Here is a 26,990-nt window from a genome sequence, read left to right as displayed (position 1 = left end):
GGTCCTGAACTGTGGTGACGACCGATGCGCGCGGCGCGGACCGAACGTGGGGTGTTTCCGTCGGGGAAGTGCTGCGCGACGTCCTTGCGCAGACCACACATCGCAACAACGAAGAAAGGTGACCGAGGATGGCCGCTGAAACATATGCTATGCACGTCGGTGTCGACGACAGTGAACGTCTCATGCTGCTCGGTCGGTTCTACGATCCGAACTCGGGCGCTTTTCTGGAGTCTGCCGGTGTGGCAGAAGGGGATTCGATCGTCGACCTGGGATGCGGGCACGGCGGGGTCACCGATCGGATGGCGCGCAGGGTCGGCGAATCGGGCATGGTGTACGCAGTCGATGCCTCTGCCGAGCAGATCGAGATCGCGCGGTCGACGCTGAGTCGGCGCCGCAACGTCACCTTCGTCGCCGGTGCGCTCGAAGACGACCCGTTGCGCGGGCAGCGCGTCGACTGGGTATACAGCCGGTTCCTGTTGATGCACGTTCGCGACCTGCGTCGTGCCCTCGCTGCGATGGCCGACATGCTCGCCGACGGCGGCGCGCTACTGCTGGAGATCGCCGACGTCGGCTCGGCGCGGTTCAGCCCGGCCGAGGCCGACAGCGACCTCTGGCTGTCCTGGTGGTACGCGTTGGGCCGGGCGCGCGGTCTGTGCTTCGATGTGGCCGACTCCATCGAAACCGAGCTCGAGGCAGCCGGTTTCGCAATCCACCGTCGTGACCGATACCAACCGATCTCCTCGGCCCGGGACGCCAAACTCGTCCATGCGCTGGGGTTCGAACAATGTGCACCGGCGTACCTCTCCGAAATCGGTGCTCCCGCTGAGCGGATCGAGGCTTACCGCGATTATCTGCGGCGCGTGCTCGACGATCCTGGCGTCACCTTCGCTCTGTTCGACAGCACGCAGATCATCGCCCGCCGCCGCTAGCCGAGGGAGGGCCATCCGGGGACGATTCACAGTGACCTCACAGGACTGGTCTAGTGTTGGGCAGATGATGCGGTTACGCGGTCACGAGCTGCCGAGTTACTTTGGGGCAGTTAAGGGTTTTCGCGTGGGGGCGGTAGCGCTGGTATTGCTGGCGACAGGCTGTTCGTCCTCAAGCCAGGTGTCTTCTGAGGCGGCGGGTCCACTCGCACAGGATGCTGGGTCGATCCCGCAGACACAGCTGGCTGCACCGCCACTCACTGTCACCGCCGATGTGCCCGGTTCGGATCCGGGTTTTGTGTTCATCAATGGTGGCGGGGCGGGCGCGGCCAATCTTTTTGGCAGCGGGAGCCCCGAAATCGCTTCCGGCCCGGAGATTCTGGACAAGAAGGGTCGGCCGGTCTGGTTCCTGCAGATCCCCAATGACCAGGACGCGGGGAATTTTCAGGTCCAGACGTATCAGGGCAAGCCTGTGCTGACCTGGTTCCAGGGGCGTGTCAAATGGTCTGTGTAAGTCCTGTTAACGGAAGGATCGCAGGACGTGACGACAGGCAAGAACATGGATTCGGCGCTGGTTGAGGCGGCGTCCACGGTGGAGATGGCCGAGGCGCTTCGGGCATCGGGCGCGGTCGATGAGCTGCTGGCGCAGGTCGATACTGGTGAGGTCGCGCTGACCGGTGAAGGCGGGCTGCTGCCCGGGCTGATCAAGCTGGCCCTCGAACGCGGGCTGGCCGCCGAGCTGACCGACCATCTGGGCTACGAGAAGGGCGACCCGGCCGGCCGGGTGCTGCCCAACGCCCGCAACGGCTCGCCCAAGACGGTGCTCACCGAGGCCGGCCCGGTGCCTCTGGAGGTGCCGCGAGACCGTGACGGCTCGTTCACCCCGACCCTGGTACCTAAAGGCCAGCGCCGGATCGGCGGGCTCGATGACATGATCATCTCCCTGTATGCCGGTGGAATGACATTGCGGGACATACAATTTCACCTTCAGTCCACGATTGGGACCGAGGTGTCGCATGAGACGATCTCCAAGATCGTCGACGAGATCTCCGACGAGGTCCTGTCGTGGCAGCGTCGGCCGCTGGAGCCGTTGTATCCGGTGATCTACCTTGACGCACTGATCGTGAAGGTCAAAGACGGCGGGCACACCCGCAACAAGGCCGCCCATATCGCGGTCGGCGTGGATATGGCCGGGGTCAAGCATGTTCTGGGGATTTGGGTCCAGCCCAACGAGGGCGCCTCGTTCTGGGCGTCGGTATGCGCGGACCTGGCCAACCGGGGTGTCAAGGACGTGCTGATCGTGTGCTGCGACGGGCTGACGGGGTTCCCCGAGGCCATCGCGGCGACCTGGTCGCAGGCCGCGGTGCAGACCTGTGTGGTGCATCTGATCCGCAACGCACTGCGGTTCGTGTCCTACGCCGATCGTAAGGCGGTGGCCGCCGCCCTCAAGCCGATCTACACCGCACCCAATGCCGAGGCTGCACAGGTGGAGTTGGACGCGTTCACCGCATCGGAGCTGGGGAAGAAAAACCCCACGGTGACTATGGTTTTCGAACGCGCGTGGGAACAGTTCATCCCGTTTCTGGCGTTCCCGCCCGAGCTGCGCCGGGTGATCTACACGACCAACTCGATCGAGTCGCTGAACTATCAACTGCGCAAGATCATCAAGAACCGCGGCCAGTTCCCCAACGATGCCTCAGTGGTGAAATTGCTGTGGCTGGCGATCTGCAACATCGAAGACAAACGCGCCGCGCAGCGGGCCAAAGAGCGCGGCAAGAAGCAGGGCCGGACAGCTCCCGGACGCCTCGTGGAAGGACAGGTGGTCACCAACTGGAAGAAGGCACTCGAACAACTCGCCCTGGTTTACCCAGAGCGCATCGAACGCTATCTGTAAGCACCACAACAACTACTCAGACGAACAATCAGACAGGCGATTTACACAGAAAACTTGACAGGCTCGGTTCCAGGGCACCAAACTCTCCGGTGCCGATTACATCGCGGATACGAACTACAAGATCATCAAGAAGATCACTCCGCACGGCGCACCGTCGGACTTTCACGAGTTCCGCATCACCCCGGACGGGCGGGCGTTGATCACGTCAGTGAAGACCATTGATGCTGATCTCACGGGCATCGGCGGACCCAAGAACGGGAAGATCAACAACAGCATCGTCAATGTCGTCGATATCGCCTCCGGTAACACTCTGCTCGAGTGGGATTCGGCACAGCATCTCCCGGTGACCGATAGCGCACTGAGTTACCGTGATCTGTCCAACATTCCGGGGCAAGCTGCGGTGTCTCCCTTGCACATCAATTCGGTGGCCCTGGACCCCGACGGAGATCTGTTGGTATCGGTGCGCGCGGCCAACGAGCTGGTTGCCGTCGACGCACACACCGGCGCCATCAAATGGAAACTCGGTGGGAAAGACTCGACCTTCACCCTCGGCCCTGGGGCGGACTTCGCGGGCCAGCACGATCCACAATTCGTGGACGCAAACACGATCATGTTGTTCAACAACAACGTGGACCTCGGCGGGACCCGGCACGGCCCGTCCAGTATCAAATGGATCCGGCTCGACCACCAGACCCGTACGGCGACCCTGGTCCGCGAGTGGACCCAGCCGGACAATCTGGGAACGTTCACCCAAGGCAGCGTGCAAAGCCTTCCCGGTGGCAACACGTTCACCGGCTGGGGCGATGCGAACCGGATTACCGAATTCGCGGCCGACGGCAGAGTCTTGTGGAGCGCCGGCCAACCCGCAAATGCTCCACAAAAACTAGAGGGCAACGTGGGAAGTGGTGGGATCGGAACCTACCGCGCGTTCTTGCAGCCCTGGACCGGACATCCCACGCAGAAACCCGAACTGGCCATCACCACCGGCAATGGCCAGCCCACCTTGCACGCGGTCTGGAACGGCGCCACCGAGGTCACCCACTGGAGAATCCTCACCGGGCCCACACCCGATGCGCTCAAACCCCTGCTGACTGCCCCCTGGAACGGACTCGACACACCCGTCCCCATGCCGGCCACAACACCCACCACCGGCACCTATTTCCAGATCCAGGCTCTCGACAAGAACGGCACCACCATCGGCGACAGCGACCCCACCAAAATCTAGAACCAGAGCCGCCTATCCCAACGTGCGTTGATACCGCTGCATGCCGGCGATCCAGCGGTCATAGTCGGCGCCCTTCTGCCGGTACATGGTCAGCACCTCGGGGTGGGGTAGCACCAGGAAGGTGCCGTCCTCGATGGCCTGGGTCACGAGCGCGGCGACGTCATCGGGGCTGACGACGTTTCCGGCGTGGGTCACGGCGTTGCCGGCCACTCGGATCGCGGCGTCGTCGGAGTCGGTCATGCCGCGCAGCAGGGGCGTGTCCACACCCATCGGGCAGACGCAACTGACGCCGATGCCCTTGTCGCCGTAGGTGATGGTGAGCCACTCCGCGAAGCCGACGGCGGCGTGCTTGGTGACGCTGTACCCGGCGGCACCGAGTTGGGTGAGCAGGCCGGCTGCCGAGGCGACGGCGACGAAATGCCCGGCACCGCGCTCGAGCCATTCCGGCACAACAGCTTTGGCGGCACGGATGTGTGCGCGCAGGTTGATGTCGATGATGCGATCCCATGCGGCTTCGTCGTCGCCGAGGCCGGGCTGCCCGGTGATTCCGGCGTTGGCGACGTAGATGTCCACCGGCCCGTACGCCGCTCGGGCGGCGTCGAGTAGCGTCGCGATGCCGTCGACCGACGCGGCATCGGCACCGACGCCGACACCGCCGAAACCCGCGGCGGTGTCGGCGGCCGCTGCGGCGTTGATGTCGCAGGCAACGACCGATGCACCGGCGGCGGCCAGCGCCGTCGCGATGGATTTTCCGATGCCCGAGCCCGCTCCGGTGACCACCGCCACCGCACCTTCGATCTTCACGGGCTCATGTCTACCGCATCAGCGGCTCAACCGAACCGGACTCCTTGAGCCAGCGGCAGATCGGACGAGTAGTTGACGGTGTTGGTGGCGCGCCGCATGTAAGCCTTCCAGGAATCGGAGCCCGATTCGCGCCCGCCGCCCGTCTGCTTCTCGCCGCCGAACGCCCCGCCGATCTCCGCGCCGGAGGTACCGATGTTGACGTTGGCGATACCGCAGTCCGACCCGTCAGCGGCCATGAAGCGTTCGGCCTCCCGGATGTCGGTGGTGAAGATAGCTGACGAAAGTCCTTGCGGCACGGCATTGTTGAGTGCAATGGCCTCATCGAGGGTGTCGTACGTCAGGACATACAGGATCGGCGCGAACGTCTCCTGGTGGACGATGGCCGTCTGCCCGGGCATCCGCACCACCGCGGGGGTGACGTAGTACGAGCTGGCGTGCAGCTGCACCCGCTCGCCGCCGGTGACCTCACCGCCCTCTGCTTGCGCCTGTTCCAGCGCACCGACCATGTCGCGGTAGGACCGCTCGTGGATCAGCGGCCCGATCAGGGTTCCCTCGGCGGACGGATCGCCCACCGGCAGGCTCTGGTAGGCGGTGACGATGCGCGACACCAGCGTGTCGACCACGCTGCGGTGCGCGATGACGCGGCGCAGCGTCGTGCAGCGCTGCCCGGCGGTGCCTGCGGCGGCGAACACGATGCCGCGCACCGCGAGATCGAGGTCGGCCGACGGGGTGACGATGGTGGCGTTGTTGCCGCCGAGCTCCAGCAGCACCTTGCCGAACCGCTGGGCCACGCGCGGGCCGATCTGCTGGCCCATCCGGACCGACCCCGTCGCACTCACCAGCGCGACACGCGGATCGTCCACCAGCTGCTCGCCGATCTCACGGCCACCCAAGACCAGGCGCGAAACGGAACCGGAAACCCCGACGTCAGCCGCTGCGCGTTCCAGCAGCGCCTGGCAGGCGACGGCGGTCAGCGGGGTGAGCTCCGAGGGCTTCCACACCACGGTGTCGCCGCACACCAACGCGATGGCGGCGTTCCAGGCCCAGACGGCGACGGGGAAGTTGAACGCGGTGATGACACCGACGACCCCGAGGGGGTGCCAGGTCTCCATGAGCCGGTGCCCGGGCCGTTCGGAGGCGATGGTGCGCCCATACAGCTGCCGCGAGAGGCCGACGGCGAACTGGCAGATGTCGATCATCTCCTGCACCTCGCCGAGTGCCTCGGAGGTGATCTTGCCCGCCTCGATGGTCACCAGGGTGCCGAGATCGGCCTTGTGCTCGATGAGCAGCTCGCCCAGCCGGGCCACGAGCGCACCGCGCACGGGGGCCGGAGTGGTGCGCCAGCCGGAAAACGCCTGTGCTGCCTCGGCGATCGCGGCACCTGTCTCATCGGCGGTGGTCTCGCGAACCGTGAAGAGAACCTCGCCGGTGATGGGTGTGCTGGCGGGTAAGCCATGAGCGCCGGGCGCACCCAATGCGACCTCGGCACCGACCGCCTGCAGCGCGGTGCGCACCCGGTCCCGGAGTTGATCGGCGGTGGGTAGGAGAGTCTGCACTTGGGGCTGAAGGGACGTCATGATGCCGCTTTCTCGTAGAGGTCGTAGGGGTCATGGATGTGATGGCCGATGACACCGGCCATCCAGTCGAGGCTGTAGTCGCCAGTGTCGTCGGTGGCTTCTGGTTGCGCATCCCGGTCCAGGTTCGACCGGAAGATGCCGGCCGCGGAAGCCGGTAGGAAATCCTCGTAGACAACGGGTTTCGTGGGGTCGCCACCGCGGTAGTAGGCCAGGCCTTGGGCTGCCATCTCGGCGTCGGTGGCCGGGAAATACCGATCCCAGTGCTGCTGGTCGGCCATCGCGGCGTCGTAGCGCTCCCGGCCCGTCGGGGTCAACGCCACTCCGCGCGCCTCGACCTCGCCGAAGCGCACCCGCAGGCTCCCGTTGGACACGCCGCCGTCCGGGTTGCGGAACGTGCGTGGTTCGGCCAGGGCCCGGAACGAGGTCTGCCGTAACAGGACCGGCGGTCCGTCGGTACGGGGTGGACCTTGGATGGCGTCGATCATGGTGATACCGAGGGCTGTCATCCGCCGGTACAGCTCGTCGATGTCGAGCACGCGCGGGGTCAGGTGATTGATGTGGGTGGTGCCGACGCCGGCGATGTCCGCGGCGACGGCGGAGACAGCACCGAGTTCGTCGTACCAGGCCTTGTCGATCGGTGTGTGCGACAACGCGAACGCCGCGACGGCGCGCCGCACGAACTGGTCGGCATCGGCTGCCGGGCAGCCGTCGGCGGCGATGCGGCGGGCCTGGGCGATCAATGCGGGGTCGAACAGTTGGCGCTGCCCGACGAAGCGTTGTACCCGGGTGCGCAGGTCGGGGGAGAAGAAGCGGGCGTCCTCGGTGGCCAGCATCGACGTGAAAACGCGAAACGGGTTGCGGTCCAGCTCGTCTGCCTCGATCGGGCGGAATGCGGTGGAGACCACGGGCACCGGGGACGTGGCTTCGCGCAGGTCATAGAACCCGACCGGGTACATGCCGAAGGCCGCGAAAAGGCTTGCGACCTCGGCGAGTTCGGCGGGGCTGCCGACCCTGATGGCGCCGTGCCGTTCAGCGGTGACCCGGTCGATCGAACCGAGCCGGCCGTCGGTGCCGCGGTCGCGGTTCACGGCCGTGCTGACGTCCACGAGCGTGGTGTAGGCCGGTACTTCGGCGCCGTACATGCGGGACAGGGCGGCGGCGAACGCGGCGCGCAGCTCCCACGTCTGGACCGTCACCGTGCTGATCCCCGAGTCGCTACGCTCCTGCCCGCCGATAGGGCCTGGGGGTAGTCTCCGGCCATGGCCGAAGCGCTTGACGACGTCGATCGAATCCTGGTGCGGGAGCTGATAGCCGACGGCCGGGCGACGCTGGCGCACCTGGCGACGGCGGCAGGGTTGTCGGTGTCGGCAGTGCAATCGCGGGTGCGCCGATTGGAATCCCGCGGCGTCATCACCGGATACACCGCGCGGATCAGCCCCGAGGCTGTCGGCCACATGCTGTCCGCGTTCGTCGCGATCACCCCGCTCGATCCTTCCCAACCTGATGATGCCCCGGCGCGGCTGCAGCACTTCCCCGAAATCGAGTCCTGCCACTCGGTGGCCGGCGACGAGAGCTACGTCCTGCTGGTGCGCGTGGCCTCGGCGCGGGCGCTGGAAGGTCTGCTGCAGCGGATCCGGACCGTTGCCAACGTACGCACGCGAAGCACCATCATCTTACAGACTTTTTACGATGATCAAGTCTCGCTACCGGAATAGTTCCTGTTGCATGGCGTGCAGACTGTAAATATTGCGTTAGGATGGCGGCATGACCGCTGTTCTGACTTCTGGCGACGGCCTTTCGGCGGGCAGTGCCCGCGACGTTCGTGACGTACTGGGGCGCAGCATCCTGACCGACGGATTGGACCTGGTTCTCGATCTCGACCGGTCCGGTGGCTCGTATCTGGTCGACGCGCGCGACGGCAGCCGGTACCTCGACATGTTCACGTTCTTCGCGTCGTCGGCGCTGGGGATGAACCACCCGGCGTTGACCGAGCCGGCATTCCGCGCCGAACTCGCGCAGGCGGCGGTGAACAAGCCGAGCAACTCCGACGTCTACACCGTGCCGATGGCGCGCTTCGTGCAGACGTTCGCGCGCGTGCTGGGAGATCCGGCGCTGCCGCACCTGTTCTTCGTCGACGGTGGCGCGCTGGCCGTGGAGAACGCGCTGAAGGTGGCATTCGACTGGAAGAGCCGGCTGAACGAGTCCCGTGGCATCGACCCGGCGCTGGGCACCCGGGTGCTGCATCTGCGCGGTGCCTTCCATGGCCGAAGCGGCTACACGATGTCGTTGACCAACACCGACCCGGGCAAGGTGGCCCGATTCCCGAAATTCGACTGGCCACGAATCGACGCTCCGGTGCTGGCCCCCGGAGTGGATATCGTTGCGCTGGAACGTGAATCGCTACGCCAAGCGCAGGCGGCCTTCGAGGCGTATCCGCACGACATCGCCTGTTTCATCGCCGAGCCGATCCAGGGTGAAGGCGGCGACCGGCACATGCGGCCCGAGTTCTTCGCCGCCATGCGGGATTTGTGTCTCGAGTACGACGCGCTCCTGATCTTCGACGAGGTGCAGACCGGCGTCGGCATGACCGGGACCCCGTGGGCCTACCAGCAATTGGGTGTCGTGCCCGACGTGGTGGCCTTCGGAAAGAAAGCCCAGGTGTGCGGCGTGATGGCGGGTGGCCGCGTCGACGACATCGCGGACAACGTCTTCCACGTCAGCTCGCGGATCAACTCCACGTGGGGCGGCAACCTCACCGACATGGTGCGGGCCCGCCGCGTCCTCGAGGTCATCGAAGCCGATGGGCTGATCGACAATGCCGTGCGGATGGGCTGGTATCTCGTGGGCCAGTTGCGTTGCCTGGCAAGCGAATTTCCGTCGCTGGTACTCGAACCGCGCGGGCGCGGTCTGATGTGTGCGTTCAGCATGCCGTCGGCGGCGCAGCGTGACGAGCTGCTCCGGCGGCTCTGGCAGCGCCGGGTCATCCTGCTGGCCAGCGGTGTGGATTCGGTGCGGTTCCGGCCGGCGCTGACGGTGTCGCGGACCGAGATCGACGAAGCCGTGCAGGCGGTGCGGGACGTGCTAACGACGCTCTAGTACGTGCTGCCGGATCAGCCCGCGCAGTCGGGTCAGCTCGGTGCCGCTGACCAGCGTGCAGTCGTGCAGCTCGGCCAGTTTCCGTGCGGCCGCGGTGAAGTCGTTGTTGGTAACCACCATGGTGTGTGTGCAGTCCTGCATGGGCGCGCCGGCGACCACCTCCTGAACGGCGCCCGGGCCGACGGGCCGGGACACTCTTTTGCATTGAATGGCAAGGCGATTGGGCCGGGTGCCGACGATCAGGTCGACGCCCCAGTCCCCGGACAGCTCGGTCATGATGACCGGGACGCCGCAGGACCGGGCGATCCGGGCGACGTAGTCCTCGAATTCCGTGCCGGACATGTCGTGTACGGGGTTCTCGCGGCGGCCGGGAGTACGCATTCCGGTGACCACGTGCGGGACGGCGGCGAGAAACAGCGGGACGCTGACGGTCACGGCCAGTGCCGGCTGCCAACTCCAGCCGTGCAGGTACGCGGCGCCGCCGGCGAGCAGCCCTGCCGCGCCCAAGAGTTTCATCTGCACGCCACGCATCGTAGGGCCAGCCCCCGACAGGTCTTTACAGGATGAAATCGAGCTACTACCTTCCGTAGTAGAGGTGATCCGGATGACTGGTGAAACCAGGAATTGGCAACGAAACTTCGATTGGGCCGCAGGCTTTTTGGCGGTGGCGCTGCTGCTGCACGGCGCTGACCACATGCGGCGGGGGATGAACGTCATCCCGCCGGCAGTGATGATCGGCGGCACGCTGCAGCTGATCTTCGCGGCTGCGACCATCGTGCTGGTGTTCAAGCGGAACAGGTGGGCGCCGCTCGCGGCCGTCGGCATCGGCTTCGCGGGCGCGGTGGGTTTCACTGCGGCGCATCTGCTTCCGAAGTGGGGATTCTTCAGCGACAGCTTCATCAATGCGCCGCCGTGGGCGCGGGTGACGGCGTTTTCGTGGGTGACCGCGATACTGGAGATCGCCGCCAACGTGATCTTCGCCGTGCTTGGGCTGGTGCTGGTGCGACAGGGGCGGGCGGTACAAAGTGCAATCTGAGGGTTGCAAGTCGATCGACAGTATGCAACTCTGAAGTTGCACATACCGTCGCCCGAGAGGAAATCATGGACACGCTGGACATCACCCGCACCATCGACATCAACGCTCCCATCCAGCGGGTCTGGGACGCCCTGACGAAGCCCGAGCTCATCGCCCAATGGTTCGGTGACGCAGCGGAACTCGAAGCGATCCCGGGAGGTACCGGGTTCTTCGGCTGGCACGCCCACGGCAAGTTCCGAGTGGTGGTCGAGCGCGCCGAGGCGCCGCACACGCTGGTCTATCGGTGGGCGCACCGCGAAGCCGACGCCGACCCGAGCCCCGAGAACTCCACCGTCGTCCGCTTCGACCTCACCGAGATCGACGGCGGCACGCGACTTGATCTGCGCGAGAGCGGGTTTGAGCAGCTCGCCGATCCACAGACCGCACACGCCGAGAACAGTGGCGGCTGGACGGCCGAACTCGAAGACCTGGTGGCGTACCTGCGGGCGGCGGTGTGACCGGCACCCACGTGCCGGCGGTGCTGGCGGTGCTCGCCGACGAGACCCGGTGGCGCATCCTCACCGAGCTGGGCGCCGACGATCTCTCGGCGAGCGCGTTGGCCGGCCGGCTGCCGGTGAGTCGGCAGGCCATCGCCAAGCACCTGTCGGCGCTGGCCGAGGCCGGGTTGGTCGAGTCCGTCAAGGTGGGCCGGGAGATTCGCTACCGAGCGCTGGGGGCCGAACTCAGCGCACTGGGAAGCCGGCTGGAAACCATTGGCAGGCAATGGGATCGGCGACTGGCCGCGATCAAGCGGATCGCCGAGGGGGAAGTGGCGCCCTAGCACCGACCAGGCGCATACTGGGGTTTGGCGGTGATGACGATGCTCAGCCCCACAACTGATCGATTCCGTGACGACGATCCCGGCGTGCATCAGGCCGCGCGATTCGGTCTGGTGATGGGAAGCCTCGGCGTCGGATTCATGGTGTTGGCCGCTGTGTGGGTTCGGCAGTGCCACGGTTTCGACACCGCGGCGTGCAGCATGCCGTACCGCACCGTGCTGGCCCTGGCCGGCCCGCTGTTCCTGTTCGGCAGCGGCGTGTGGGCCTTTGTGCGGACCTACCGCGCCTGGCGAAACGACCAGGTGTGGTGGGCCTGGCAGGGCGCCGGCTGGTTCCTGCTGCTGCTGATGTCCATCGTGCTGACCATGAGCCTGCCGGTACTGCTTCTCTAATCGAGCATCGCGGCGGCGAAGCGGCGCACGGACTCGACTCCGGTCGCGGCGGCTTCGTCGAATCCGGCCCGGGTCCGTACCGAAACCTCGCGCGTCACGGGGTCCAGAGTGATCTCGGCGAGCAGTTCACCGGTCGTCGGCTCACAGACCGCCCACGAATACAGCGTGTCGGATCCCCATTGCGCGGCACGGGTTTCCACATGGTCGGGGGAGCGCTCACCCAGGTCGGCGAGCGAAGGCCGGTCGTCCATCCGGTCGTCGGCACGCAGGGCACGCAGATACCAGGCGCCGGCGTTGATCTCGATGGGTTCCATAGCGCTCCTCCTCACATACAACTCAGGGCTGCGATCCGTGGTGGATCGCAGCCCTGAGTCAAAAAACAGCAGACCAGAAACTAGTCCTTCAGCTCGGCGATGACGGTGCCCTGCGTGATGGCGGCGCCGGCCTCGACCGACAAGCCGGTCACGGTGCCGTCCTTGTGCGCGGTCACCGGGTTCTCCATCTTCATGGCCTCGAGCACCACGATCAGGTCACCCGCGGAGACCTGCTGGCCCTCCTCGACGGCGACCTTCACGACGGTGCCCTGCATCGGCGCGGTGACGGAGTCGCCCGAGGCGGCCTTGCCGCCGGCGGCGCCACGCTTGCGCGGCTTCGGCTTCTTCTTGATGGCACCTGCGGCGGCACCGCCGCCGCCACCGATGGCCAGATCGCCGGGCAGCGACACCTCGACGCGACGGCCACCGACCTCGACGACGACCTTCTGACGCGGTGCGGCCTCTTCGTCGTCCAGCGCCTCGCCACCGGTGAACGGCTCGACCGTGTTGTTCCACTCGGTCTCGATCCAGCGGGTGTGCACGTCGAACTTCTCGCCGTCACCGATGAAGGCCGGGTCGGAGACCACGGCGCGGTGGAACGGGATGACCGTGGCCAGGCCCTCGACGTTGAACTCCGCCAGCGCGCGGCGCGAGCGGGCCAGGGCCTCGTCGCGGGTGGCGCCGGTGACGATCAGCTTGGCCAGCATCGAGTCGAACTGGCCACCGATGACCGAACCGCTCTCGACACCCGAGTCCATGCGGACACCGGGGCCGGTCGGGGCCTCGAACTTCGAGACGGGGCCGGGGGCCGGCAGGAAGCCGCGGCCGGCGTCCTCGCCGTTGATCCGGAACTCGAACGAGTGGCCACGCGGAGTGGGATCCTCGGTGATGTCCAGGGCGTCGCCGTTGGCGATCTTGAACTGCTGGAGCACCAGGTCGATGCCCGAGGTCTCCTCGGTGACCGGGTGTTCCACCTGCAGGCGGGTGTTGACCTCAAGGAAGCTGATCAGGCCGTCCTGGCCGACCAGGTACTCGACGGTGCCCGCACCGTAGTAACCGGCTTCCTTGCAGATGCGCTTGGCGGACTCGTGGATTTCCTTGCGCTGCGCGTCGGTGAGAAAAGGTGCCGGCGCTTCTTCGACCAGCTTCTGGAAGCGGCGCTGCAGCGAGCAGTCGCGGGTACCGGCGACGACGACGTTGCCGTGCGTGTCGGCGATGACCTGGGCCTCGACGTGGCGCGGCTTGTCCAGGTAGCGCTCGACGAAGCACTCGCCACGGCCGAAGGCCGCGACGGCCTCACGGGTGGCCGAGTCGAACAGCTCGGGGATCTCTTCGAGGGTGCGGGCGACCTTCATACCGCGGCCACCACCGCCGAAGGCGGCCTTGATGGCGATCGGCAGGCCGTGCTCCTTGGCGAAGGCCAGGATCTCGTTCGCGTCCTTGACCGGGTCCGGGGTACCGGGCACCAGTGGAGCGTTGGCCTTGGCGGCGATGTGGCGCGCCGTGACCTTGTCACCCAGATCGCGGATGGACTGCGGGCTGGGCCCGATCCAGATCAGGCCGGCGTCGAGGACGGCCTGGGCGAAGTCGGCGTTCTCGGACAGGAAGCCGTAACCCGGGTGGATCGCGTTGGCGCCCGACTTGGCGGCGGCGTCGAGGATCTTGTCGAAGACGAGGTACGACTCGGCCGAGGTCTGCCCGCCCAGGGCGAAGGCCTCGTCGGCAAGCCGCACGTGCGGCGCATCGGCGTCCGGCTCGGCGTAAACGGCGACGCTGGCCAGTCCGGCGTCCTTGGCAGCCCGGATGACCCGGACGGCGATCTCCCCACGGTTGGCGACTAGCACCTTGGAGATCTTGGAACTGGCGTGGTTGGCCACAGTGCCTCCTGACGGCGGTTCTCTAAGAAATGTCTTTAAGAATGTATCGGGTGCAGTGTAAGGCCAATGCAGGTGGATCCCCGATTCGGGTAGCGGGTCGTTGGGGGATTTTCTTAGAAATCGCCGAATCCGCCGGTTTCACCGGCACTTTCTCCCTCGTCCATCGGCGTGAGCGATACTGATGCGGCACCGGTCCCGCCAGGGATCCGCGAGTAAGGGGACACCGTTGTTCGTCGAGCCGCAGGCATCTGACCCGGAATTGATCGCACGCAAGCGGGCGGTCAACCCGAACGTGCGCATCCCACCGAAGATGCAGTGGGTGACCGACGAGGACGGCAACATCCTCAAGCACGAGCTGCCGGGGGAGACCCTGTGGCACCGGATCCGGGACACCTACGCGGCGCTGTTCTACAGCTCGGTCGTCACCCACATCCCGTTCCACTTCATCCGGCTGGGCTACCTGCGGCTGTTCGGCGCCTCGATCGGCAAGGGCACCGCGATCAACCGTGGCACCAGCGTCTGGTCCATTCCCTACCTGGTGATCGGTGACCGCGTCTCGATCGGCTTCCGGTGTGTTCTGGACGCGCGGGCGGGCATCGCGATCGGCAACGACGTCGTGATCGCCAGCGACACACACATCATCGCCGGCGGGCACGACATCAACCACCCGAACTTCGTGCCGGCGCCGAATCCTCCGGACCCCATCGTGATCGACGACCACGTGTGGATCGCGACCCGCGCGATCGTCCTGCCATCCCTGCTCGGCCGCGGCGCCGTCGTCGCCGCGCACACCGTCGTCAACAAGGAAGTGCCGCCGTTCGGCATCGTCGGGGGCGTGCCCGGCAAGATCATCGGCCAGCGCAACCCGGACGCCCTGCACTACAGCGGCAAGTTCAAGCTGCCGTTCTTCTGAGCCGTAACCCGATCAAGCGTCGCGGAGATGGCGTTTGATGCGCGTCAGCATCGCCGACATGCCCCGCAGGCGCAGTGGGCTGATCAGCTTGGCCAGCCCCAGGTCCGCGTAGAAATCGTCGGGAACCGCCAGGATTTCGGACGCCGGCAGACCGTCCAGGCCGGCCGCGAGGATCGCCGCGAAGCCCCGGGTGGTCGGTGCCTCGGCCGGCGCGCTGAAGTACAGCCGCACGTGCTCGAGGTCCTGCGCGTCGACGTGGAGGAACAGCGGCGACTGGCACTCCGGCACCGGCTCCATCGAGGCCTCTTCGAGGAACGCCGGGAGTGCCGGCAACTCACCGGCGAACTCCAGCAGCAGCGCCAGCTTGTCCTGCCCCTGGACGTCGGCGAAATCCGACACCACCTCGGCCAGGGCCGCGGGGAGGGTCATGCGGATGCCGGCGGTGCCGACCCCGGTTCTTCACCAACAGCCACGGGCACCCGCACCGCGTTACCCCACTCGGTCCAGGAGCCGTCGTAGTTGCGGACGGCCGGCAGGCCCAGCAGGTGGGTCAGCACGAACCAGGTGTGGCTGGAGCGCTCGCCGATGCGGCAGTAGGCGATGGCCTTGTCGTCGGGAGAGATGAAGCCGTAGAGCTCGTCGAGCTCGGCACGGCCACGGAACCGGCCGCTGTCCTCGACGGCCTTTGCCCACGGGATGGACCGCGCGGTGGGGATGTGGCCGCCGCGCAGCGCACCCTCCTCCGGGTAGTCGGGCATGTGGGTGCGCTCGCCCGTGTACTCCTGCGGCGAGCGGACGTCGATCAGCGGTTCTTTGCCGAGGATGGCGAGGACGTCGTCCTTGAAGGCCCGGATCGGTGCGTCGTTGCGCTCCACCACCGGGTACCCCGAGGTCTGCTTGCTCGGCACGTCGAGCGTGGTGTCGCGGCCGTTGGTGATCCACAGGTCGCGGCCGCCGTCGAGCAGCCGGACGTCCGGATGGCCGAATAGGGTGAAAACCCACAGCGCGTAGGCCGCCCACCAGTTGCTCTTGTCGCCGTAGATCACCACGGTGTCGTCGCGGCTGATGCCCTTGCGATCCATCAGCGCGGCGAACTGCGCGCCGTCGATGTAATCGCGGACATGCGGGTCATTGAGGTCGAGATGCCAGTCGATTTTCACCGCGCCCGGGATGTGGCCGGTGTCGTACAGCAGGACGTCTTCGTCGGATTCGACGATGGCCAGACCAGGGCGTCCGATGTTGCCTGACAGCCAGTCGGCGGTCACCAAACGATCGGGATGCGCATAGGCGGCGAAAGCGGGATGTGGGTCTGCGGGCAGCGGCACACTGTGAGCGTACCTAGGCCCCGAAATGCGCCGCCGACCCGTAAGGTCGAAACTTGTTTGCGCGATAACTGCTGCGGTATGAAATCAGCGTCTCCCACAGGGCTGACCGGAGGGATTGAGGATTTGCCAGAGAAATACGACGTCGGAATCATCGGCCTGGGATATGTGGGGCTGACGCTGGCCACCGTGCTGGCCGAAGCCGGAAACTCCGTCATCGGAATCGAGACCCGTCAGGAATTGGTCGATATGACCAATCAGGGTTTGCCGCATTTCACCGAGACCGGCCTGCCCGACGCCCTCGAGGGCGTCACCCGATTCGGGAAACTGAAGGCCGTCACCGCGTTTGACGACAGCTTCTCCTGCGACACCTACATCATCACCGTCGGCACGCCGTTGTCGGCCGACGGCGTGGCCCGCGTCGATATGATCGAGGCCGCGGCCCGCGACATCGCCGGAAACATGGAAGACGGCGCGCTGGTCATCCTGCGTTCGACGGTGAAGGTCGGTACCACCCGCGACGTGGTGGCGCCGATGCTGGCCGCCAGCGGCAAGAGCTTCGACATCGCGATGTGCCCCGAGCGCACCCTGGAAGGCAAGGCGCTGCAGGAGCTGCGCGAGCTGCCGCAGATCGTCGGCGCCGACGACCCGGCGGTCGCCGACCGCGCCGCCGCGGTCTTCCGCAAGCTCACCAGTTCGATCGTGCTGGTCTCCGATATCGAGACCGCCGAGATCATCAAATTGGTGAGCAACACGTTCCGTGACGTTCAGTTCGCCTTCGCCAACGAAGTCGCCCGGATTTGCGACGCGTTCGGCGTCAGCGCCTACGAGGTGATCTCGGCGGGCAAACTCGGCTACAACCGCACCAATATCCCGCTGCCGGGTCTGGTGGGTGGGCCGTGCCTCGAGAAGGACCCGCACATCCTGATGGAGAGCGTGCGTGAACGCGGCGTCACCCTCGACATCACCGCCGCCGGCCGCCTGGTCAACGAGCGCCAGCCCGCCGAGACGGTGCGCTTCATCAGCAGCGAGATCGCCCGCCGCAAGCTGGGCGCCGAAGGCCCGCTGCGGATCAACCTGCTGGGCATGGCGTTCAAGGGTCAGCCAGAGACCAGCGACCTGCGTGGGTCGATGTCCATCAAGGTCTTCAATGAGTTGAAGGCCGCGCACCCGGATGCCGAGATCGGCGTCTACGACCCTGTCACGCCGAATGACGTGCTGGCCGAAGCGTTCCCGGGACACAAGGTCTACAACCGGTTCGGTGACGCGGTGAGCGGCGCGGACGTCGTGGTCCTCGGCAACAACCACCCGTCGCTGGGCACCATCTCGCCGCGCACCATCAGCGAGTTCATCAGCCCCGACGGTTTCGTCTTCGACTACTGGAACCACTACAGCCACCTGCCGGCCACCGAACTGGGCGACAACTACTTCGCCGTGGGCCGCAGCGGAAAGGTCGTCGAACGTGTCTAAGCGGGTTGTCGTCACCGGCGGTGGCGGATTCATCGGCGCCTACCTGGTCAAGCGACTGGTCCGGGACGGCTGGCAGGTCGCGGTCGTGGACTCCATGGTCCGCGGCGATGCCAGCCGGTTCGCCGAAGTCGCCTCCGATGTCGAACTCTTCACGTGCGACGTCCGCGATCAGGACGCCCTCGAGAAGGCCTTCGCGGGCGCCGAGGTCGTCATGCACCTGGCTGCCATCAACGGCACCGAGAACTTCTACAAGCAACCGGAGCTGGTGCTCGACGTCGGTCTGCGCGGCGCGCTCGCGGTGACCAACGCCGGCCGCGCCGCGGGGGTGCCGGACCTCATCGTCGCTTCGACGGCCGAGGTCTACCAGACGCCCGCGATCATCCCCACGCCCGAGACCATCCCGTTGATGCTGCCCGACAGCCTCAACCCGCGGTATTCGTACGGTGGCGGCAAGATCGTCAGCGAGCTGATCGCCTTCAACTACGGGCAGGACCACTACCGGCAGGTGCAGGTCTTCCGGCCGCACAACGTCTTCGGGCCCAACATGGGCTGGAAGCACGTCGAGCCGCAGTTCATCCTGCGGGCACTGGGCTGTCAGGAGGCCGGTGACCCGGTGTTCCCGATCCAGGGCGACGGCAGCGAGACGCGCTCGTTCTGCTACGTCGACGACATCGTCCAGGGCATCCTGACCATGTACGAAAACGGCGGTCACCGCGAGGTTTACCACATCGGCAGTGACGAGGAACTGAGCGTCCGGGAGCTGGCGATGCGGATCGGCCGTGCCGTCGGGGTCGAGCTCGAGATCAAGCCCGGCGAGTTGCAGGCCGGTGGCACGCCGCGCCGGTGCCCGGACATCTCGAAGATGCGGGCACTGGGCTGGTCGCCGCAGGTGGGGCTGGACGAGGGGCTGGCGCGCACCGTCGCGTGGTACCGCGAGCACCAAAATGACGTGCCCGCAAACGACTTGATGTAGCCAGGCACAATAGCGGCTATGAGGGCGCGCATCCTGGCACTGGTCGTCATCGCTGGACTGCTGGTGACCGGGCTCGCGGCGCTGGTCTACAGCCTCACCCGCCCGGATTCCGAGCCCGCCCAGGCCAAGTCGGCGCAGCTGCCGATGGTGGACAAGGCATCACTGGAGCGGGCCATTCACGATGCCTTCACCAGCCAGCCGCCGCAGGCGGTGATCTGCGAGCGCGGCCTCATCGCCCGGGTCGGGCAGAGCACGCGCTGCGACGTCACCATGTCACCCGCCTACGGGATTCAACCGACCATCACCGTGTCGGGGGTCGACGGCGGCAAGGTCAGCTATTCGATGACGCCGGCCGTCTCCAAGACCCAGTTGGAGGCGGCGGTGGCGGACATGGTGACCCGGGCGCGCAAGTCCGCTCCCGACTCCGTGGTGTGCCTGTCGGGACTCGAGGGCAAGCAGGGCGCGGTGGCACTGTGCGACATCACCGACGACGGGTTCACCAGCCGCCGCACCGCTCTGGTGAGCGAAGTATCCGGGCTCGCAATGAATTACGGCCTGACACCCGTGCTCGAGAAGTCCGTTGCGGAGAGCTCGCTCGCGGCGCAACTGGGCCAGAGCCCGGGCGCCGTCAAGTGCGCCGGAGACGTGGACAGCAAGGTCGGGGCGACCCAGCGGTGCACGGCGGTGGTCGGCGGTCAGAGCCGTGCCTACACGCTGACGGTCACCGATGTCGCCGACGGCAAGGTGTCGTTCAGTTATCGGCCGGCCAACTGACCGCTGTTTTTCGAATCCCTTTCGCGGGTATCCCAGACCCATCCGCCGGCCGGTTGGCCCCGAATGCCACCTGAGGCCGATTCGACTCGGAGGTTTCATGGGAATCGAGTACAGCAGTGTGGTCGACGCGCCGCGCGACGACGTATTCGCCTGGCATGCGCGGCCGGGGGCCATCCATCGGCTGCTGCCGCCGTGGCAGCCGATGAGTGTGGTCGCGGAAGCGACATCGCTGGCTGACGGGCGCGCCGTACTCGGACTGCCCGGCGGGTTGCGCTGGAGCGCTCAACACAATCCCGCCGACTACGCACCACCCGCCCGGTTCGTCGACGAACTGGGCCGGGGCGGGTTGCGTTCGCTGCCAACAGCTTTGGTCGGGCATTGGCGGCACGAACACTGCTTCGACGCCGTCGCCGACGGGCGCACCCGAGTCACCGATCGTGTCGATACGCCGGTGCCCGGGCAACTTCTGCAGCCGACGTTCCGCTACCGGCATCGCCAGCTGAGCGATGATCTGGCCACCCATCGGTGGGCGCGCGAACACGGCGAGCGACCCGAGTCGGTGGTGGTGAGCGGGGCATCGGGACTGATCGGCACTGCCCTCGCCGCCTTCCTGTCCACCGGCGGCTACCGGGTGATCCGGCTGGTGCGCCGCGAACCACGCGACGACACCGAACGCCGGTGGGATCCCGAGTCACCCGCCGATGACCTGCTCGACGGGATCGACGCCGTGGTGCACCTGGCGGGCGCATCGATTGCAGGGCGGTTCACCGACGCACACAAAAAGGCGGTGCGCGACAGCAGGATCGAGCCGACCCGACGGCTGGCCGAGTGTGCCGCACGAGCGACGGACGGACCGTCGGTCTTCGTCAGCGCCTCGGCGATCGGCTGGTACGGAGATGACCGGGCCGACGAGCGCCTCGACGAATCGGCGCAACCGGGCGACGGGTTCCTGGCCGATGTCGTCGCCGGCTGGGAGGCGGCGACGACGCCGGCAGCCGCTGCCGGACTGCGAGTGGTCAACGTCCGCACCGGGATCGTGCAGACCCCGCGCGGCGGCACGCTCCAGCTGATGCGGCCGCTGTTCGCCGCCGGTCTCGGTGGCCCCCTGGGCAGCGGGCGGCAGTGGCTGTCCTGGATCGACATCGACGATCTGATCGATGTCTATCACCGCGCCCTGGTCGACACGGAGCTGTCCGGTCCCGTCAATGCGGTTGCGCCACAACCGGTTCGCAATGCCGACTACACGCGGTCCCTGGCCCGAGTGCTGCACCGTCCGGCCGTGGTCCCGGTGCCCGCGGCCGGCCCCGCATTGCTGCTCGGCCGGCAGGGCGCCCGCGAACTGGCCATGGCCAGCCAACGGGTGGTGCCCGGCCGGCTCATCGAGGCCGGGCACCGATTCCGGCGACCGGACCTGGAACAGTGCCTGCGCCACCAGCTGGGAAAGGCAATCCGATGATCGACGCCCAACGGCAGCTGGTGGTCGACGCGCCGGCGGACGCCGTGTTCGCCTACCTCGCGGACTTCACCACCACGACGCAGTGGGACCCCGGCACCGTTCGCACCGAACGCATCGACGGTGACGGCGGCGTGGGCACCCGCTACCTGAACACGTCCCGATTCGCCGGCCGCACGTCGGAGATCACCTACGAAGTGACCAGCGTGACGCCCGGACGGTCGATCGAACTGCGCGGGGTCAATCAGTATCTGGTCGCGCGCGACACCATCACCGTGGCCCCACACGCAGACGGCACCCAGGTCACCTACCGCATCCGATTTGCGTTCCAGGGGTGGCTGCGGTGGATCGAGCCGCTGCTGCAGCTCGCGGTGGCACACCTTCTCGACGACGGGGCGCGCGGACTTCGCCGCGAACTCTCACGAATCTGATTCTGCGACAGGTCCGTACAACCCGATGGCGGCTGCGCAGTACTGCCACACCTGCTGCACGTCGGCGTCGTCGTCATGGGCGGTGGGCAGATAGTGCGTGGGACGGATGCGGCGGTCGTGCCAGAACTCGCCTGACCTCGGTGGTGGGTTCGTCGCCGTCAGCCAGACCGCGGTGTCGGCGGCCTGCTCGGACGTCCGCAGGATCGGGCGCGTCACGCGGCGGAACGCGGGCAGCGACTGAGCGACGCCGGGGGTGTCGGCCCAGCCGGGGTGCATGGCGGCCACCATCAGGTCGGGCCAGCGCCGCGCCAGCACCGGCGTCAACGCGACCTGGATGCGCTTACTGCGCGCGTAGGCCGTGGCACCGTGGTAGGGCCCGCGCCGGTATTCGATGTCATCGACCGGAAGCGGCTGGGTGTACATGCCGCCGGACGACATCAGCACGACCCGAGGGTCCGATGCGGCGGTCAGCGCGGGCAGCAGGAGCTCCGTCAGCAACGCCGGTCCCAGGACGTGCGTGGCCAGCGAAAGCTCGTGTCCTTCAGCGCTTTCCGTACGGTGCTCGGGCATGACCCCGGCGTTGTGGATCACGGCGTCCAGCCGTGGGCGCCGGGCCAGCAGGTCCGCGGCGAACGACCGGACCGCGGCCAGGTGCGATACGTCGCACACCTCCACCGCGACGTCGGCGGCCGGCGCGACGGTGAGCACATGGTGCCGGGCGGCCTCGCCGCGGGCCCGGTCCCGCACCGTCATCAACACCGTCGCGCCGAGCACCGCAAGTTCGGTGGCAATGGCCTTGCCGATGCCCGAATTCGCCCCGGTGACCATGACGGTACGGCCGGCGAGGGCGCCGTCAGGCAGCTCCGGTGCCTGCCAGAACCGTTGCCGCACAGCCAAACCCAGGCGGGAATACCCGAGTACGACGGTGCGGTCGAGGAGCTCGTCGAAGAAGGCGTCGACCCTCATCGTCAGGCCAGGGAGACGACGACGACGGGGGTGCTCGTCGGCTGGCTGGACCCGGACCCCGGCTCGACCGTCACGGCCACCTTGGCGGCCGAGTTCAGCGCCGGCACCACCTCGCCGCCGGGTGGTGGCATGGTGTCCGCGCTCATGGTGCCGGCGGACCGCGGTGCTCCGGACGCCGGGATGAACCACATCTGGTAGACGTGGCCTGCCGGTGGCGCCGGCACATTCGACATGGCCACCACGACGGCGTTCGCCTGTTGGGACGCGCTGAGGGTGATGGTGCCCCCGGCGACCGCCGCGGAGAAGGTCCGGATGTCGGGGTTGGCCAGCACCTGCGAAACCGTCGGCTGCGCCGGCTGATTCGTGAAGCGCTCGGCGACCACCGTCGTGCCGATGACTATCGCGCAGATCACCGCGGCGGCCGCCGCGACCCGGACGATCAACCGGCGTCGCCGGGTGCGCCTGAGCGCCAACTCATCTGAACTGCGCTCCGACTGGATGCCGATGGCCTTCAGGATGCGCGCGCGCAATTCGGCCGGCGGCGCCACGGCGTCACCCGCGGTGAGCAGTGCCATGGTCTCCTGGGTGTCGCCGACGATCCGGGCGAACGCCTGCGCGGTGTGCGGCGCGACGACGCCCAGGCGGCCGGCGATGTCCGAGCGTTCGGCTTCGGACACCGCGTCGAGTGCATACACGTACGCCAGATCGAGCAATTGCTGTTCGTCTTCGGTGTAGCTGTCAGGCATCGGTGCCCACCCCCAAGCAGTTCTTCAGGCGGATCAGGCCGTCCCGGATACGGGCCTTGATGGTGGGGAGCGCGACGTCGAGATGCTCGGCGACCTCCCGGTAGGTGTGGCCGCTGTAGTACGCCAGGCCGATGGCTTCGCGCTGGACGGCGGTCAATCCGCCGAGGCATTCGGTGACTTCCTGCTCGTCGAGTCGCTGCCCCACTTCGTCGGCGACGGTGTCGTGTTCGCGGCCCAGGCTCGAGGCGCCGTAGGCATGGTTACGGTCGGCGGCCGACTGTTCGGACCGGACCCGATCGATGCTTCGGCGATGAGTCAAGGTCATCAGCCAGCCGATCGGACTCGCCAGCGCGGGGTCGTATTGCCGGGCCGCCGAGGACCACACCTGGAGGAACACCTCCTGCACCACGTCCTCGGCCAGGGTCTTGTTACGCACGACGCGGTAGGCCAGGCCGAACACCCGGGCCGACGTCAGGTCGTAGAACTCGGCGAAAGCCGTGCGGTCGCCATCGGCGATCGCAGTCAGGAGCGCTGCGCGGTCCGGCTCCCCCTCCATCCGGGAATCGTCGCACGACTGCGCGGGAACCGTGTCCATCTGACGCAACCCGTCGGATCCGGACGGCCTGCTCACGATCGTGCCTTCGGCTGCAGGACCAGCTGGTGCAGGTCCAGGTAGCCCGAAGCGAAGCCCGCCTCGGAGTAGGCGAGGTAGAAGCGCCACATCCGACGGAAGATCCGGTCGAACCCCAGTGCGTCGGCGCCGGCGCTGTTCGCCGTGAATCGCTGCAGCCACAGCCTCAGGGTGTGGGCGTAATGCGGTCCGAACGAATGGCGGTCGCTGATGTGCAGGTTGGTGTGCGCCGCGACCGAGCGTTCGATGAGCTTGACCGAGGGCAGGAACCCGCCCGGGAAGATGTATTTGTGCACCCAGGTGTAGGTGTCGCGGGAAGCCAGCATGCGCTTGTGCGGCATGGTGATCAGCTGCAGGCCGACCCGTCCGTCGACCTCGAGAAGGCGGTCGAGCGTGCGCAGATAGGCAGGTAGGTAGCGATACCCGACGGCCTCGATCATCTCGATGGAGATGATCGCGTCGTACCTGCCGGTGATGTCTCGGTAATCGCACAGCTCGACGGTGATCCGGTCCGACAGTCCTGCGGCGGCGATGCGCTCCCGGGCCAGCAGCTGCTGCTCGCGCGACAGCGTGACGGTATGTACCTGCGCGCCGCGCTGCGCGGCCCGGATCGCCAATTCGCCCCAGCCGGTGCCGATTTCGAGCAGGCGCGTGCCGAAGCCGACGCCGGTGGCGTCCAGCAGCCGGTCGATCTTGCGGTGCTGTGCGGCCGCGAGGTCACGCCAGGCCGGTGGCGGGTCGAGAGTGTCGAACAGCGCGCACGAGTAGGTCAGCGTGGGATCGAGGAACATGCTGAAGAACTCGTTGGACAGGTCGTAGTGATGCGCGATGTTCGCGCGGGTATCCGCGCGGGCCCCGCGGTGGTTGCGTGGTGTCCGCGGCAGCAGAACGGAGCGCAGTCCCTGGAACATGGCCGGCACGACGGTGTCGATCCGGGACGCCAGCGCGGTGAGTACGGCGGTGAGCTCGGGCGCGGACCAGTCACCCACCATGTACGCCTCGCCGAAGCCGATCAGACCACTGTTCGCGATCCGGCCGAAGAAATCATCGGGGCGGTGCAACAACATTCGCGGCGCGGCCGGGTCGGCCGCACCGGCGGCCCCCTGCACGGTGCCGTCGGGGTATTCCACCCGCACCGGCAGGTCCCGTACGGCGGCCCGGAACAGCGCCCGGGTGACGGGCGTGCCGAGCCTGGTGCGCAGACCGTTTGGCACCTGAGCGATCTCGGTCCACCGGGCCGGCAGGAACGGATCGTACGCGGCACCGTCGTGGAGTTGATTCGTCATACGGCGGCCTCCTGGGGTCGGGGGTGCAGTGGCAGTCCGCGAGCCCACAGGCGCACGCCTTGCCAGCGGATGCGGGCCGAGACCAGCAGCGGCGCCAGCGGCGCTGCCAGTGCGGTGGTCAGAACGGTTGCGGGGCGCGCGGGGTGGATGGAGCCGGTCCAGGTGGCGGTCAGGACGACCTCGCCGGACGGGTCGAGCAGCGTGATCGCCACGCCGAGCCGGCCCTGGGCCGGCTCCGGAACACGCAGCACGTATCGGCCACTGACCGGGTTGAACGGCGAGACGTAGAACGCCTTCGGCACGATCACCTCACCGCGATGATCGGCGCGCAGCAGGTAGCGGTGCCGTCCTCCGTAGGTGTTGTGCACCTCGGCGATGGCACATACCAGTGCGCCGCCCGCGTCGTGGCACCAGTAGAGCGTCAGCGGATTGAACACGAAGCCGAAGACCCTGGCATTGGCCAACATTCGGATGCGACCGCCGCCGAGGTCGATCCCCTGTTCGTGCAGATAGGAGTCGACGTTCTCCCGCAGCGTGCGGTGCGGATCGCCGACATGGTCGGCGGCGTGAAACCCGGCCAATGGCCGCAGCAGGCGGGGCAACTCGGGCACGTCGTCGAGGTCGACCAGCCAGCTGTAGCTGCGATAGGTGAAGGCGTGGCGCACCGGAACGGCACGCGCGTGGTGGATGCTGGTTCGCACGATCTGTGGTGGGCTCATGCCACATTTCCCGCCGGGTGGACCAGTGGCGGCACCGCGCCGCTCCACCTGCCGCCGAGTCGTTCCGCCGCGGCCACCCCGGACACGGCGCCGTCCTCGTGAAAACCCCATCCGTGATACGCGCCGGCGAATGCCAGCCGGTGATCGCCGAGTGTGTGCAGGCGCTGTTGCGCCGCGCGGAACTCGGGGGAGTACTGCGGGTGGTCATAGAGCATGGTGGCGATGACCTGGCTCGGGTCGACCCGGCCGCCGCCGCCCAACGTCACCACGAACTGCCGATCGGTGCTCCCGTCGAGTCGCTGTAGCCGGTTGAGGTCATAACTGACCAGGACCTCGTCCGCCTGGACGTCGCAGGACGGCATCCGATAGTTCCACGACGCACGGGCGCCCTGACGCCGCGGCAGCAGCGACGTATCGCTGTGCAGCACCGTGTGGTTGATCGAGTACCGCAGTGCGCCGAGTATCTCGATTTCGTCGGCCGTCGGCTGGTCCAGGATCGAAAGGGCCTGATTCGGGTGGGTCGCGATGACTGCCGCGTCGAACTGCTCGACCCGGTCCGCGTCGTCACGGACCGCCACCCCGTCCGGGGTTCGGGTGACGCTCCGCACGGGCACCCCGAGGCGTACCGACGGCAACCGCGCGGTGATCGCTTCGACATATCGCGCCGAGCCCCCGGTCACCGTCCGCCAGGTCGGTGAACCGAACACCGTCAACATCCCGTGGTGGTCGAGGAACGCGAGTAGGTAGCCGACCGGATAGTCGAGTGCGACGTCCGGCGGACATGACCAGACCGCGGCGACCAACGGCACCATGAAGTGGGCGACGAAGTAGCCGGAAAACCTTGCCGTAGTGAGGAATTCACCGAGGGTTTGACCATCCGCCACGCCGCGCGCGAGTTCGGCGCGAGCGAGCCGGTGGAAGCGCGTCACCTCGGCGAGCAGCCGCAGATAGCGCGGGGACAACACGGAGCCCGGCGTGGCGAAGAGGCCGGCCAGCCCTTTCGCGCCGGCGTACTCCAAGCCGCACTCTTCGCAGCAGACCGACATCGACATGTCGGATTCCTGGGTGCGGACACCGAGTTCGGCGAACAGCCGGAGCAAGGTGGGGTACGTGCGGTCGTTGTGCACGATGAAGCCGGAGTCGACGCCGACGACGTCGGCGCTGCCGCGACGGGCTGCCAGCTCGTGCGTGTGGGCGTGACCACCGCATCGCGGTTGCGCCTCGAACAGAGTGACTTCCGTGTCCCGCGCGAGCACCCAGGCTGCGGTGAGCCCCGATATGCCGCTTCCGATCACTGCGATTCGCCGCACCGTGCCGTCCTTCCTGGTTGGTCACCAGGGGTTCGGT

General features: G+C 67.2%; 30 protein-coding genes. 16 read left to right on the top strand and 14 right to left on the bottom strand.

Features of this window, described 5'->3' with window-relative positions:
- The first annotated feature begins 128 nt into the window (after positions 1-128).
- The 4 genes from G6N59_RS08895 (at position 129) to G6N59_RS08880 (ending at position 4,045) form a co-directional block, all read left to right on the top strand.
- Positions 129-929 carry a class I SAM-dependent methyltransferase gene (locus G6N59_RS08895; protein ID WP_138231825.1) on the top strand — a complete coding sequence of 267 codons (801 nt, stop codon included), beginning with the start codon at positions 129-131 and terminating at the stop codon, positions 927-929.
- 64 nt (positions 930-993) lie between these two features.
- Complete coding sequence (locus G6N59_RS31090) at positions 994-1,440, top strand: hypothetical protein (protein ID WP_235678737.1); 447 nt, start codon at positions 994-996, stop codon at positions 1,438-1,440.
- A 27-nt stretch (positions 1,441-1,467) separates the two neighbouring features.
- The gene (locus G6N59_RS08885) at positions 1,468-2,820 is read left to right on the top strand and encodes an IS256 family transposase (RefSeq protein WP_407665838.1); all 1,353 of its coding nucleotides are present in this window, start codon (positions 1,468-1,470) and stop codon (positions 2,818-2,820) included.
- Between the two features lie 100 nt (positions 2,821-2,920).
- Positions 2,921-4,045 carry an arylsulfotransferase family protein gene (locus tag G6N59_RS08880; protein WP_163911963.1) on the top strand — a complete coding sequence of 375 codons (1,125 nt, stop codon included), beginning with the start codon at positions 2,921-2,923 and terminating at the stop codon, positions 4,043-4,045.
- Between the two features lie 12 nt (positions 4,046-4,057).
- On the opposite strand, the gene G6N59_RS08875 is transcribed toward G6N59_RS08880, so the two are convergent.
- The 3 genes from G6N59_RS08875 to hglS are packed head-to-tail and all read right to left on the bottom strand — an operon-like array spanning position 4,058 to position 7,622.
- Positions 4,058-4,849 carry an SDR family oxidoreductase gene (locus G6N59_RS08875; RefSeq protein ID WP_138231812.1) on the bottom strand — a complete coding sequence of 264 codons (792 nt, stop codon included), beginning with the start codon at positions 4,847-4,849 and terminating at the stop codon, positions 4,058-4,060.
- A 26-nt stretch (positions 4,850-4,875) separates the two neighbouring features.
- Positions 4,876-6,426 (bottom strand): L-piperidine-6-carboxylate dehydrogenase, encoded by a 1,551-nt coding sequence (gene amaB / locus G6N59_RS08870; RefSeq protein ID WP_138231811.1) that lies wholly within the window; start codon positions 6,424-6,426, stop codon positions 4,876-4,878.
- Complete coding sequence (gene hglS / locus G6N59_RS08865) at positions 6,423-7,622, bottom strand: 2-oxoadipate dioxygenase/decarboxylase (protein WP_138231810.1); 1,200 nt, start codon at positions 7,620-7,622, stop codon at positions 6,423-6,425. Before hglS ends, amaB begins: the two co-directional genes overlap by 4 nt.
- 63 nt (positions 7,623-7,685) lie before the next feature.
- Here hglS and G6N59_RS08860 point away from each other — a divergent pair, with 63 nt between their 5' ends.
- On the top strand, positions 7,686-8,141 hold the full coding sequence (locus G6N59_RS08860) for an Lrp/AsnC family transcriptional regulator (RefSeq protein ID WP_138231809.1): 456 nt from the start codon (positions 7,686-7,688) through the stop codon (positions 8,139-8,141).
- 49 nt (positions 8,142-8,190) lie between these two features.
- Positions 8,191-9,522: an L-lysine 6-transaminase gene (lat, locus tag G6N59_RS08855; protein WP_138231808.1), complete on the top strand. Its 1,332-nt coding sequence runs from the start codon at positions 8,191-8,193 to the stop codon at positions 9,520-9,522.
- Here the strand turns inward: lat and G6N59_RS08850 are convergent.
- Positions 9,508-10,053 (bottom strand): restriction endonuclease, encoded by a 546-nt coding sequence (locus G6N59_RS08850; RefSeq protein ID WP_163911143.1) that lies wholly within the window; start codon positions 10,051-10,053, stop codon positions 9,508-9,510. The genes lat and G6N59_RS08850 overlap by 15 nt on opposite strands.
- A gap of 73 nt (positions 10,054-10,126) precedes the next feature.
- Between G6N59_RS08850 and G6N59_RS08845 the strand changes: the two genes are divergently transcribed.
- The 4 genes from G6N59_RS08845 (at position 10,127) to G6N59_RS08830 (ending at position 11,768) form a co-directional block, all read left to right on the top strand.
- Positions 10,127-10,558 (top strand): hypothetical protein, encoded by a 432-nt coding sequence (locus tag G6N59_RS08845; RefSeq protein WP_234884344.1) that lies wholly within the window; start codon positions 10,127-10,129, stop codon positions 10,556-10,558.
- Positions 10,559-10,623: 65 nt separating this feature from the next.
- Positions 10,624-11,055, top strand: a complete 432-nt coding sequence (locus G6N59_RS08840) for an SRPBCC family protein (RefSeq protein ID WP_138231807.1) — start codon at positions 10,624-10,626, stop codon at positions 11,053-11,055.
- A complete protein-coding gene (locus G6N59_RS08835) occupies positions 11,052-11,378 on the top strand; it encodes an ArsR/SmtB family transcription factor (protein ID WP_138231806.1) in 327 nt (108 codons plus the stop codon). Before G6N59_RS08840 ends, G6N59_RS08835 begins: the two co-directional genes overlap by 4 nt.
- A 39-nt stretch (positions 11,379-11,417) precedes the next feature.
- Positions 11,418-11,768 carry a hypothetical protein gene (locus G6N59_RS08830; protein ID WP_138231822.1) on the top strand — a complete coding sequence of 117 codons (351 nt, stop codon included), beginning with the start codon at positions 11,418-11,420 and terminating at the stop codon, positions 11,766-11,768.
- On the opposite strand, the gene G6N59_RS08825 is transcribed toward G6N59_RS08830, so the two are convergent.
- Both G6N59_RS08825 and G6N59_RS08820 read right to left on the bottom strand, forming a co-directional pair.
- Positions 11,765-12,082: a hypothetical protein gene (locus G6N59_RS08825; RefSeq protein WP_138231805.1), complete on the bottom strand. Its 318-nt coding sequence runs from the start codon at positions 12,080-12,082 to the stop codon at positions 11,765-11,767. The genes G6N59_RS08830 and G6N59_RS08825 overlap by 4 nt on opposite strands.
- An 80-nt stretch (positions 12,083-12,162) precedes the next feature.
- Positions 12,163-13,959: an acetyl/propionyl/methylcrotonyl-CoA carboxylase subunit alpha gene (locus G6N59_RS08820; RefSeq protein ID WP_138231804.1), complete on the bottom strand. Its 1,797-nt coding sequence runs from the start codon at positions 13,957-13,959 to the stop codon at positions 12,163-12,165.
- A gap of 226 nt (positions 13,960-14,185) precedes the next feature.
- Between G6N59_RS08820 and G6N59_RS08815 the strand changes: the two genes are divergently transcribed.
- Positions 14,186-14,872, top strand: coding sequence for an acyltransferase (locus G6N59_RS08815; protein WP_138231803.1), 687 nt, complete (start codon positions 14,186-14,188; stop codon positions 14,870-14,872).
- Between the two features lie 12 nt (positions 14,873-14,884).
- Here the strand turns inward: G6N59_RS08815 and G6N59_RS08810 are convergent, their stop codons facing one another.
- The gene (locus tag G6N59_RS08810; protein ID WP_138231802.1) at positions 14,885-15,301 is read right to left on the bottom strand and encodes a SufE family protein; all 417 of its coding nucleotides are present in this window, start codon (positions 15,299-15,301) and stop codon (positions 14,885-14,887) included.
- Positions 15,298-16,197, bottom strand: coding sequence for a sulfurtransferase (locus G6N59_RS08805; protein WP_138231801.1), 900 nt, complete (start codon positions 16,195-16,197; stop codon positions 15,298-15,300). Before G6N59_RS08805 ends, G6N59_RS08810 begins: the two co-directional genes overlap by 4 nt.
- 123 nt (positions 16,198-16,320) lie before the next feature.
- On the opposite strand from G6N59_RS08805, the gene G6N59_RS08800 reads away from it, so the two are divergent.
- The 5 genes from G6N59_RS08800 (at position 16,321) to G6N59_RS08780 (ending at position 21,295) form a co-directional block, all read left to right on the top strand.
- Positions 16,321-17,664: a nucleotide sugar dehydrogenase gene (locus G6N59_RS08800; RefSeq protein ID WP_179970286.1), complete on the top strand. Its 1,344-nt coding sequence runs from the start codon at positions 16,321-16,323 to the stop codon at positions 17,662-17,664.
- A complete protein-coding gene (locus tag G6N59_RS08795) occupies positions 17,657-18,637 on the top strand; it encodes an NAD-dependent epimerase/dehydratase family protein (protein ID WP_138231799.1) in 981 nt (326 codons plus the stop codon). Before G6N59_RS08800 ends, G6N59_RS08795 begins: the two co-directional genes overlap by 8 nt.
- Positions 18,638-18,655: 18 nt before the next feature.
- On the top strand, positions 18,656-19,411 hold the full coding sequence (locus tag G6N59_RS08790) for a DUF4333 domain-containing protein (RefSeq protein ID WP_138231798.1): 756 nt from the start codon (positions 18,656-18,658) through the stop codon (positions 19,409-19,411).
- Between the two features lie 97 nt (positions 19,412-19,508).
- Positions 19,509-20,867 carry a TIGR01777 family oxidoreductase gene (locus G6N59_RS08785; RefSeq protein ID WP_138231797.1) on the top strand — a complete coding sequence of 453 codons (1,359 nt, stop codon included), beginning with the start codon at positions 19,509-19,511 and terminating at the stop codon, positions 20,865-20,867.
- Entirely contained in the window at positions 20,864-21,295 is a 432-nt protein-coding gene (locus G6N59_RS08780) for an SRPBCC family protein (RefSeq protein ID WP_138231796.1), read from the top strand. The genes G6N59_RS08785 and G6N59_RS08780 overlap by 4 nt, the downstream gene beginning before the upstream one ends.
- On the opposite strand, the gene G6N59_RS08775 is transcribed toward G6N59_RS08780, so the two are convergent.
- Genes G6N59_RS08775 through G6N59_RS08750 form a run of 6 tightly spaced genes read right to left on the bottom strand, consistent with a single transcriptional unit; the run spans position 21,284 to position 26,953 of the window.
- Positions 21,284-22,261, bottom strand: coding sequence for an SDR family NAD(P)-dependent oxidoreductase (locus G6N59_RS08775; protein ID WP_138231795.1), 978 nt, complete (start codon positions 22,259-22,261; stop codon positions 21,284-21,286). The genes G6N59_RS08780 and G6N59_RS08775 overlap by 12 nt on opposite strands.
- Before the next feature lie 2 nt (positions 22,262-22,263).
- Entirely contained in the window at positions 22,264-23,007 is a 744-nt protein-coding gene (locus G6N59_RS08770; protein WP_138231794.1) for an anti-sigma factor, read from the bottom strand.
- Positions 23,000-23,638, bottom strand: a complete 639-nt coding sequence (sigK, locus tag G6N59_RS08765) for an ECF RNA polymerase sigma factor SigK (protein ID WP_138231793.1) — start codon at positions 23,636-23,638, stop codon at positions 23,000-23,002. The genes G6N59_RS08770 and sigK overlap by 8 nt, the downstream gene beginning before the upstream one ends.
- Positions 23,635-24,924 carry an SAM-dependent methyltransferase gene (locus G6N59_RS08760; RefSeq protein ID WP_138231792.1) on the bottom strand — a complete coding sequence of 430 codons (1,290 nt, stop codon included), beginning with the start codon at positions 24,922-24,924 and terminating at the stop codon, positions 23,635-23,637. The genes sigK and G6N59_RS08760 overlap by 4 nt, the downstream gene beginning before the upstream one ends.
- The gene (locus G6N59_RS08755; protein WP_138231791.1) at positions 24,921-25,643 is read right to left on the bottom strand and encodes a DUF1365 domain-containing protein; all 723 of its coding nucleotides are present in this window, start codon (positions 25,641-25,643) and stop codon (positions 24,921-24,923) included. Before G6N59_RS08755 ends, G6N59_RS08760 begins: the two co-directional genes overlap by 4 nt.
- Positions 25,640-26,953, bottom strand: coding sequence for an NAD(P)/FAD-dependent oxidoreductase (locus tag G6N59_RS08750; protein WP_138231790.1), 1,314 nt, complete (start codon positions 26,951-26,953; stop codon positions 25,640-25,642). The genes G6N59_RS08755 and G6N59_RS08750 overlap by 4 nt, the downstream gene beginning before the upstream one ends.
- Between the last annotated feature and the right edge of the window lie 37 nt (positions 26,954-26,990).

This window comes from Mycolicibacterium aubagnense (assembly GCF_010730955.1).
Classification (GTDB): Bacteria; Actinomycetota; Actinomycetes; order Mycobacteriales; family Mycobacteriaceae; genus Mycobacterium; species Mycobacterium aubagnense.
The sequence above is the reverse complement of the archived record's forward strand: the minus strand, read 5'-3'. Positions and strand labels throughout refer to the sequence as shown.

Bases quoted from the DNA above. Each gene is read 5' to 3' on its own strand.
- G6N59_RS08895 (WP_138231825.1), top strand. From the start codon at position 129: ATGGCCGCTGAAACATATGCTATGCACGTCGGTGTCGACGACAGTGAA.
- G6N59_RS31090 (WP_235678737.1), top strand. From the start codon at position 994: ATGATGCGGTTACGCGGTCACGAGCTGCCGAGTTACTTTGGGGCAGTT.
- amaB (WP_138231811.1), bottom strand. From the start codon at position 6,426: ATGACGTCCCTTCAGCCCCAAGTGCAGACTCTCCTACCCACCGCCGAT.
- G6N59_RS08860 (WP_138231809.1), top strand. From the start codon at position 7,686: ATGGCCGAAGCGCTTGACGACGTCGATCGAATCCTGGTGCGGGAGCTG.
- lat (WP_138231808.1), top strand. From the start codon at position 8,191: ATGACCGCTGTTCTGACTTCTGGCGACGGCCTTTCGGCGGGCAGTGCC.
- G6N59_RS08850 (WP_163911143.1), bottom strand. From the start codon at position 10,053: ATGCGTGGCGTGCAGATGAAACTCTTGGGCGCGGCAGGGCTGCTCGCC.
- G6N59_RS08845 (WP_234884344.1), top strand. From the start codon at position 10,127: ATGACTGGTGAAACCAGGAATTGGCAACGAAACTTCGATTGGGCCGCA.
- G6N59_RS08840 (WP_138231807.1), top strand. From the start codon at position 10,624: ATGGACACGCTGGACATCACCCGCACCATCGACATCAACGCTCCCATC.
- G6N59_RS08830 (WP_138231822.1), top strand. From the start codon at position 11,418: ATGCTCAGCCCCACAACTGATCGATTCCGTGACGACGATCCCGGCGTG.
- G6N59_RS08825 (WP_138231805.1), bottom strand. From the start codon at position 12,082: ATGGAACCCATCGAGATCAACGCCGGCGCCTGGTATCTGCGTGCCCTG.
- G6N59_RS08810 (WP_138231802.1), bottom strand. From the start codon at position 15,301: ATGACCCTCCCCGCGGCCCTGGCCGAGGTGGTGTCGGATTTCGCCGAC.
- G6N59_RS08790 (WP_138231798.1), top strand. From the start codon at position 18,656: ATGAGGGCGCGCATCCTGGCACTGGTCGTCATCGCTGGACTGCTGGTG.
- G6N59_RS08785 (WP_138231797.1), top strand. From the start codon at position 19,509: ATGGGAATCGAGTACAGCAGTGTGGTCGACGCGCCGCGCGACGACGTA.
- G6N59_RS08780 (WP_138231796.1), top strand. From the start codon at position 20,864: ATGATCGACGCCCAACGGCAGCTGGTGGTCGACGCGCCGGCGGACGCC.
- G6N59_RS08775 (WP_138231795.1), bottom strand. From the start codon at position 22,261: ATGAGGGTCGACGCCTTCTTCGACGAGCTCCTCGACCGCACCGTCGTA.
- G6N59_RS08770 (WP_138231794.1), bottom strand. From the start codon at position 23,007: ATGCCTGACAGCTACACCGAAGACGAACAGCAATTGCTCGATCTGGCG.
- G6N59_RS08760 (WP_138231792.1), bottom strand. From the start codon at position 24,924: ATGACGAATCAACTCCACGACGGTGCCGCGTACGATCCGTTCCTGCCG.
- G6N59_RS08755 (WP_138231791.1), bottom strand. From the start codon at position 25,643: ATGAGCCCACCACAGATCGTGCGAACCAGCATCCACCACGCGCGTGCC.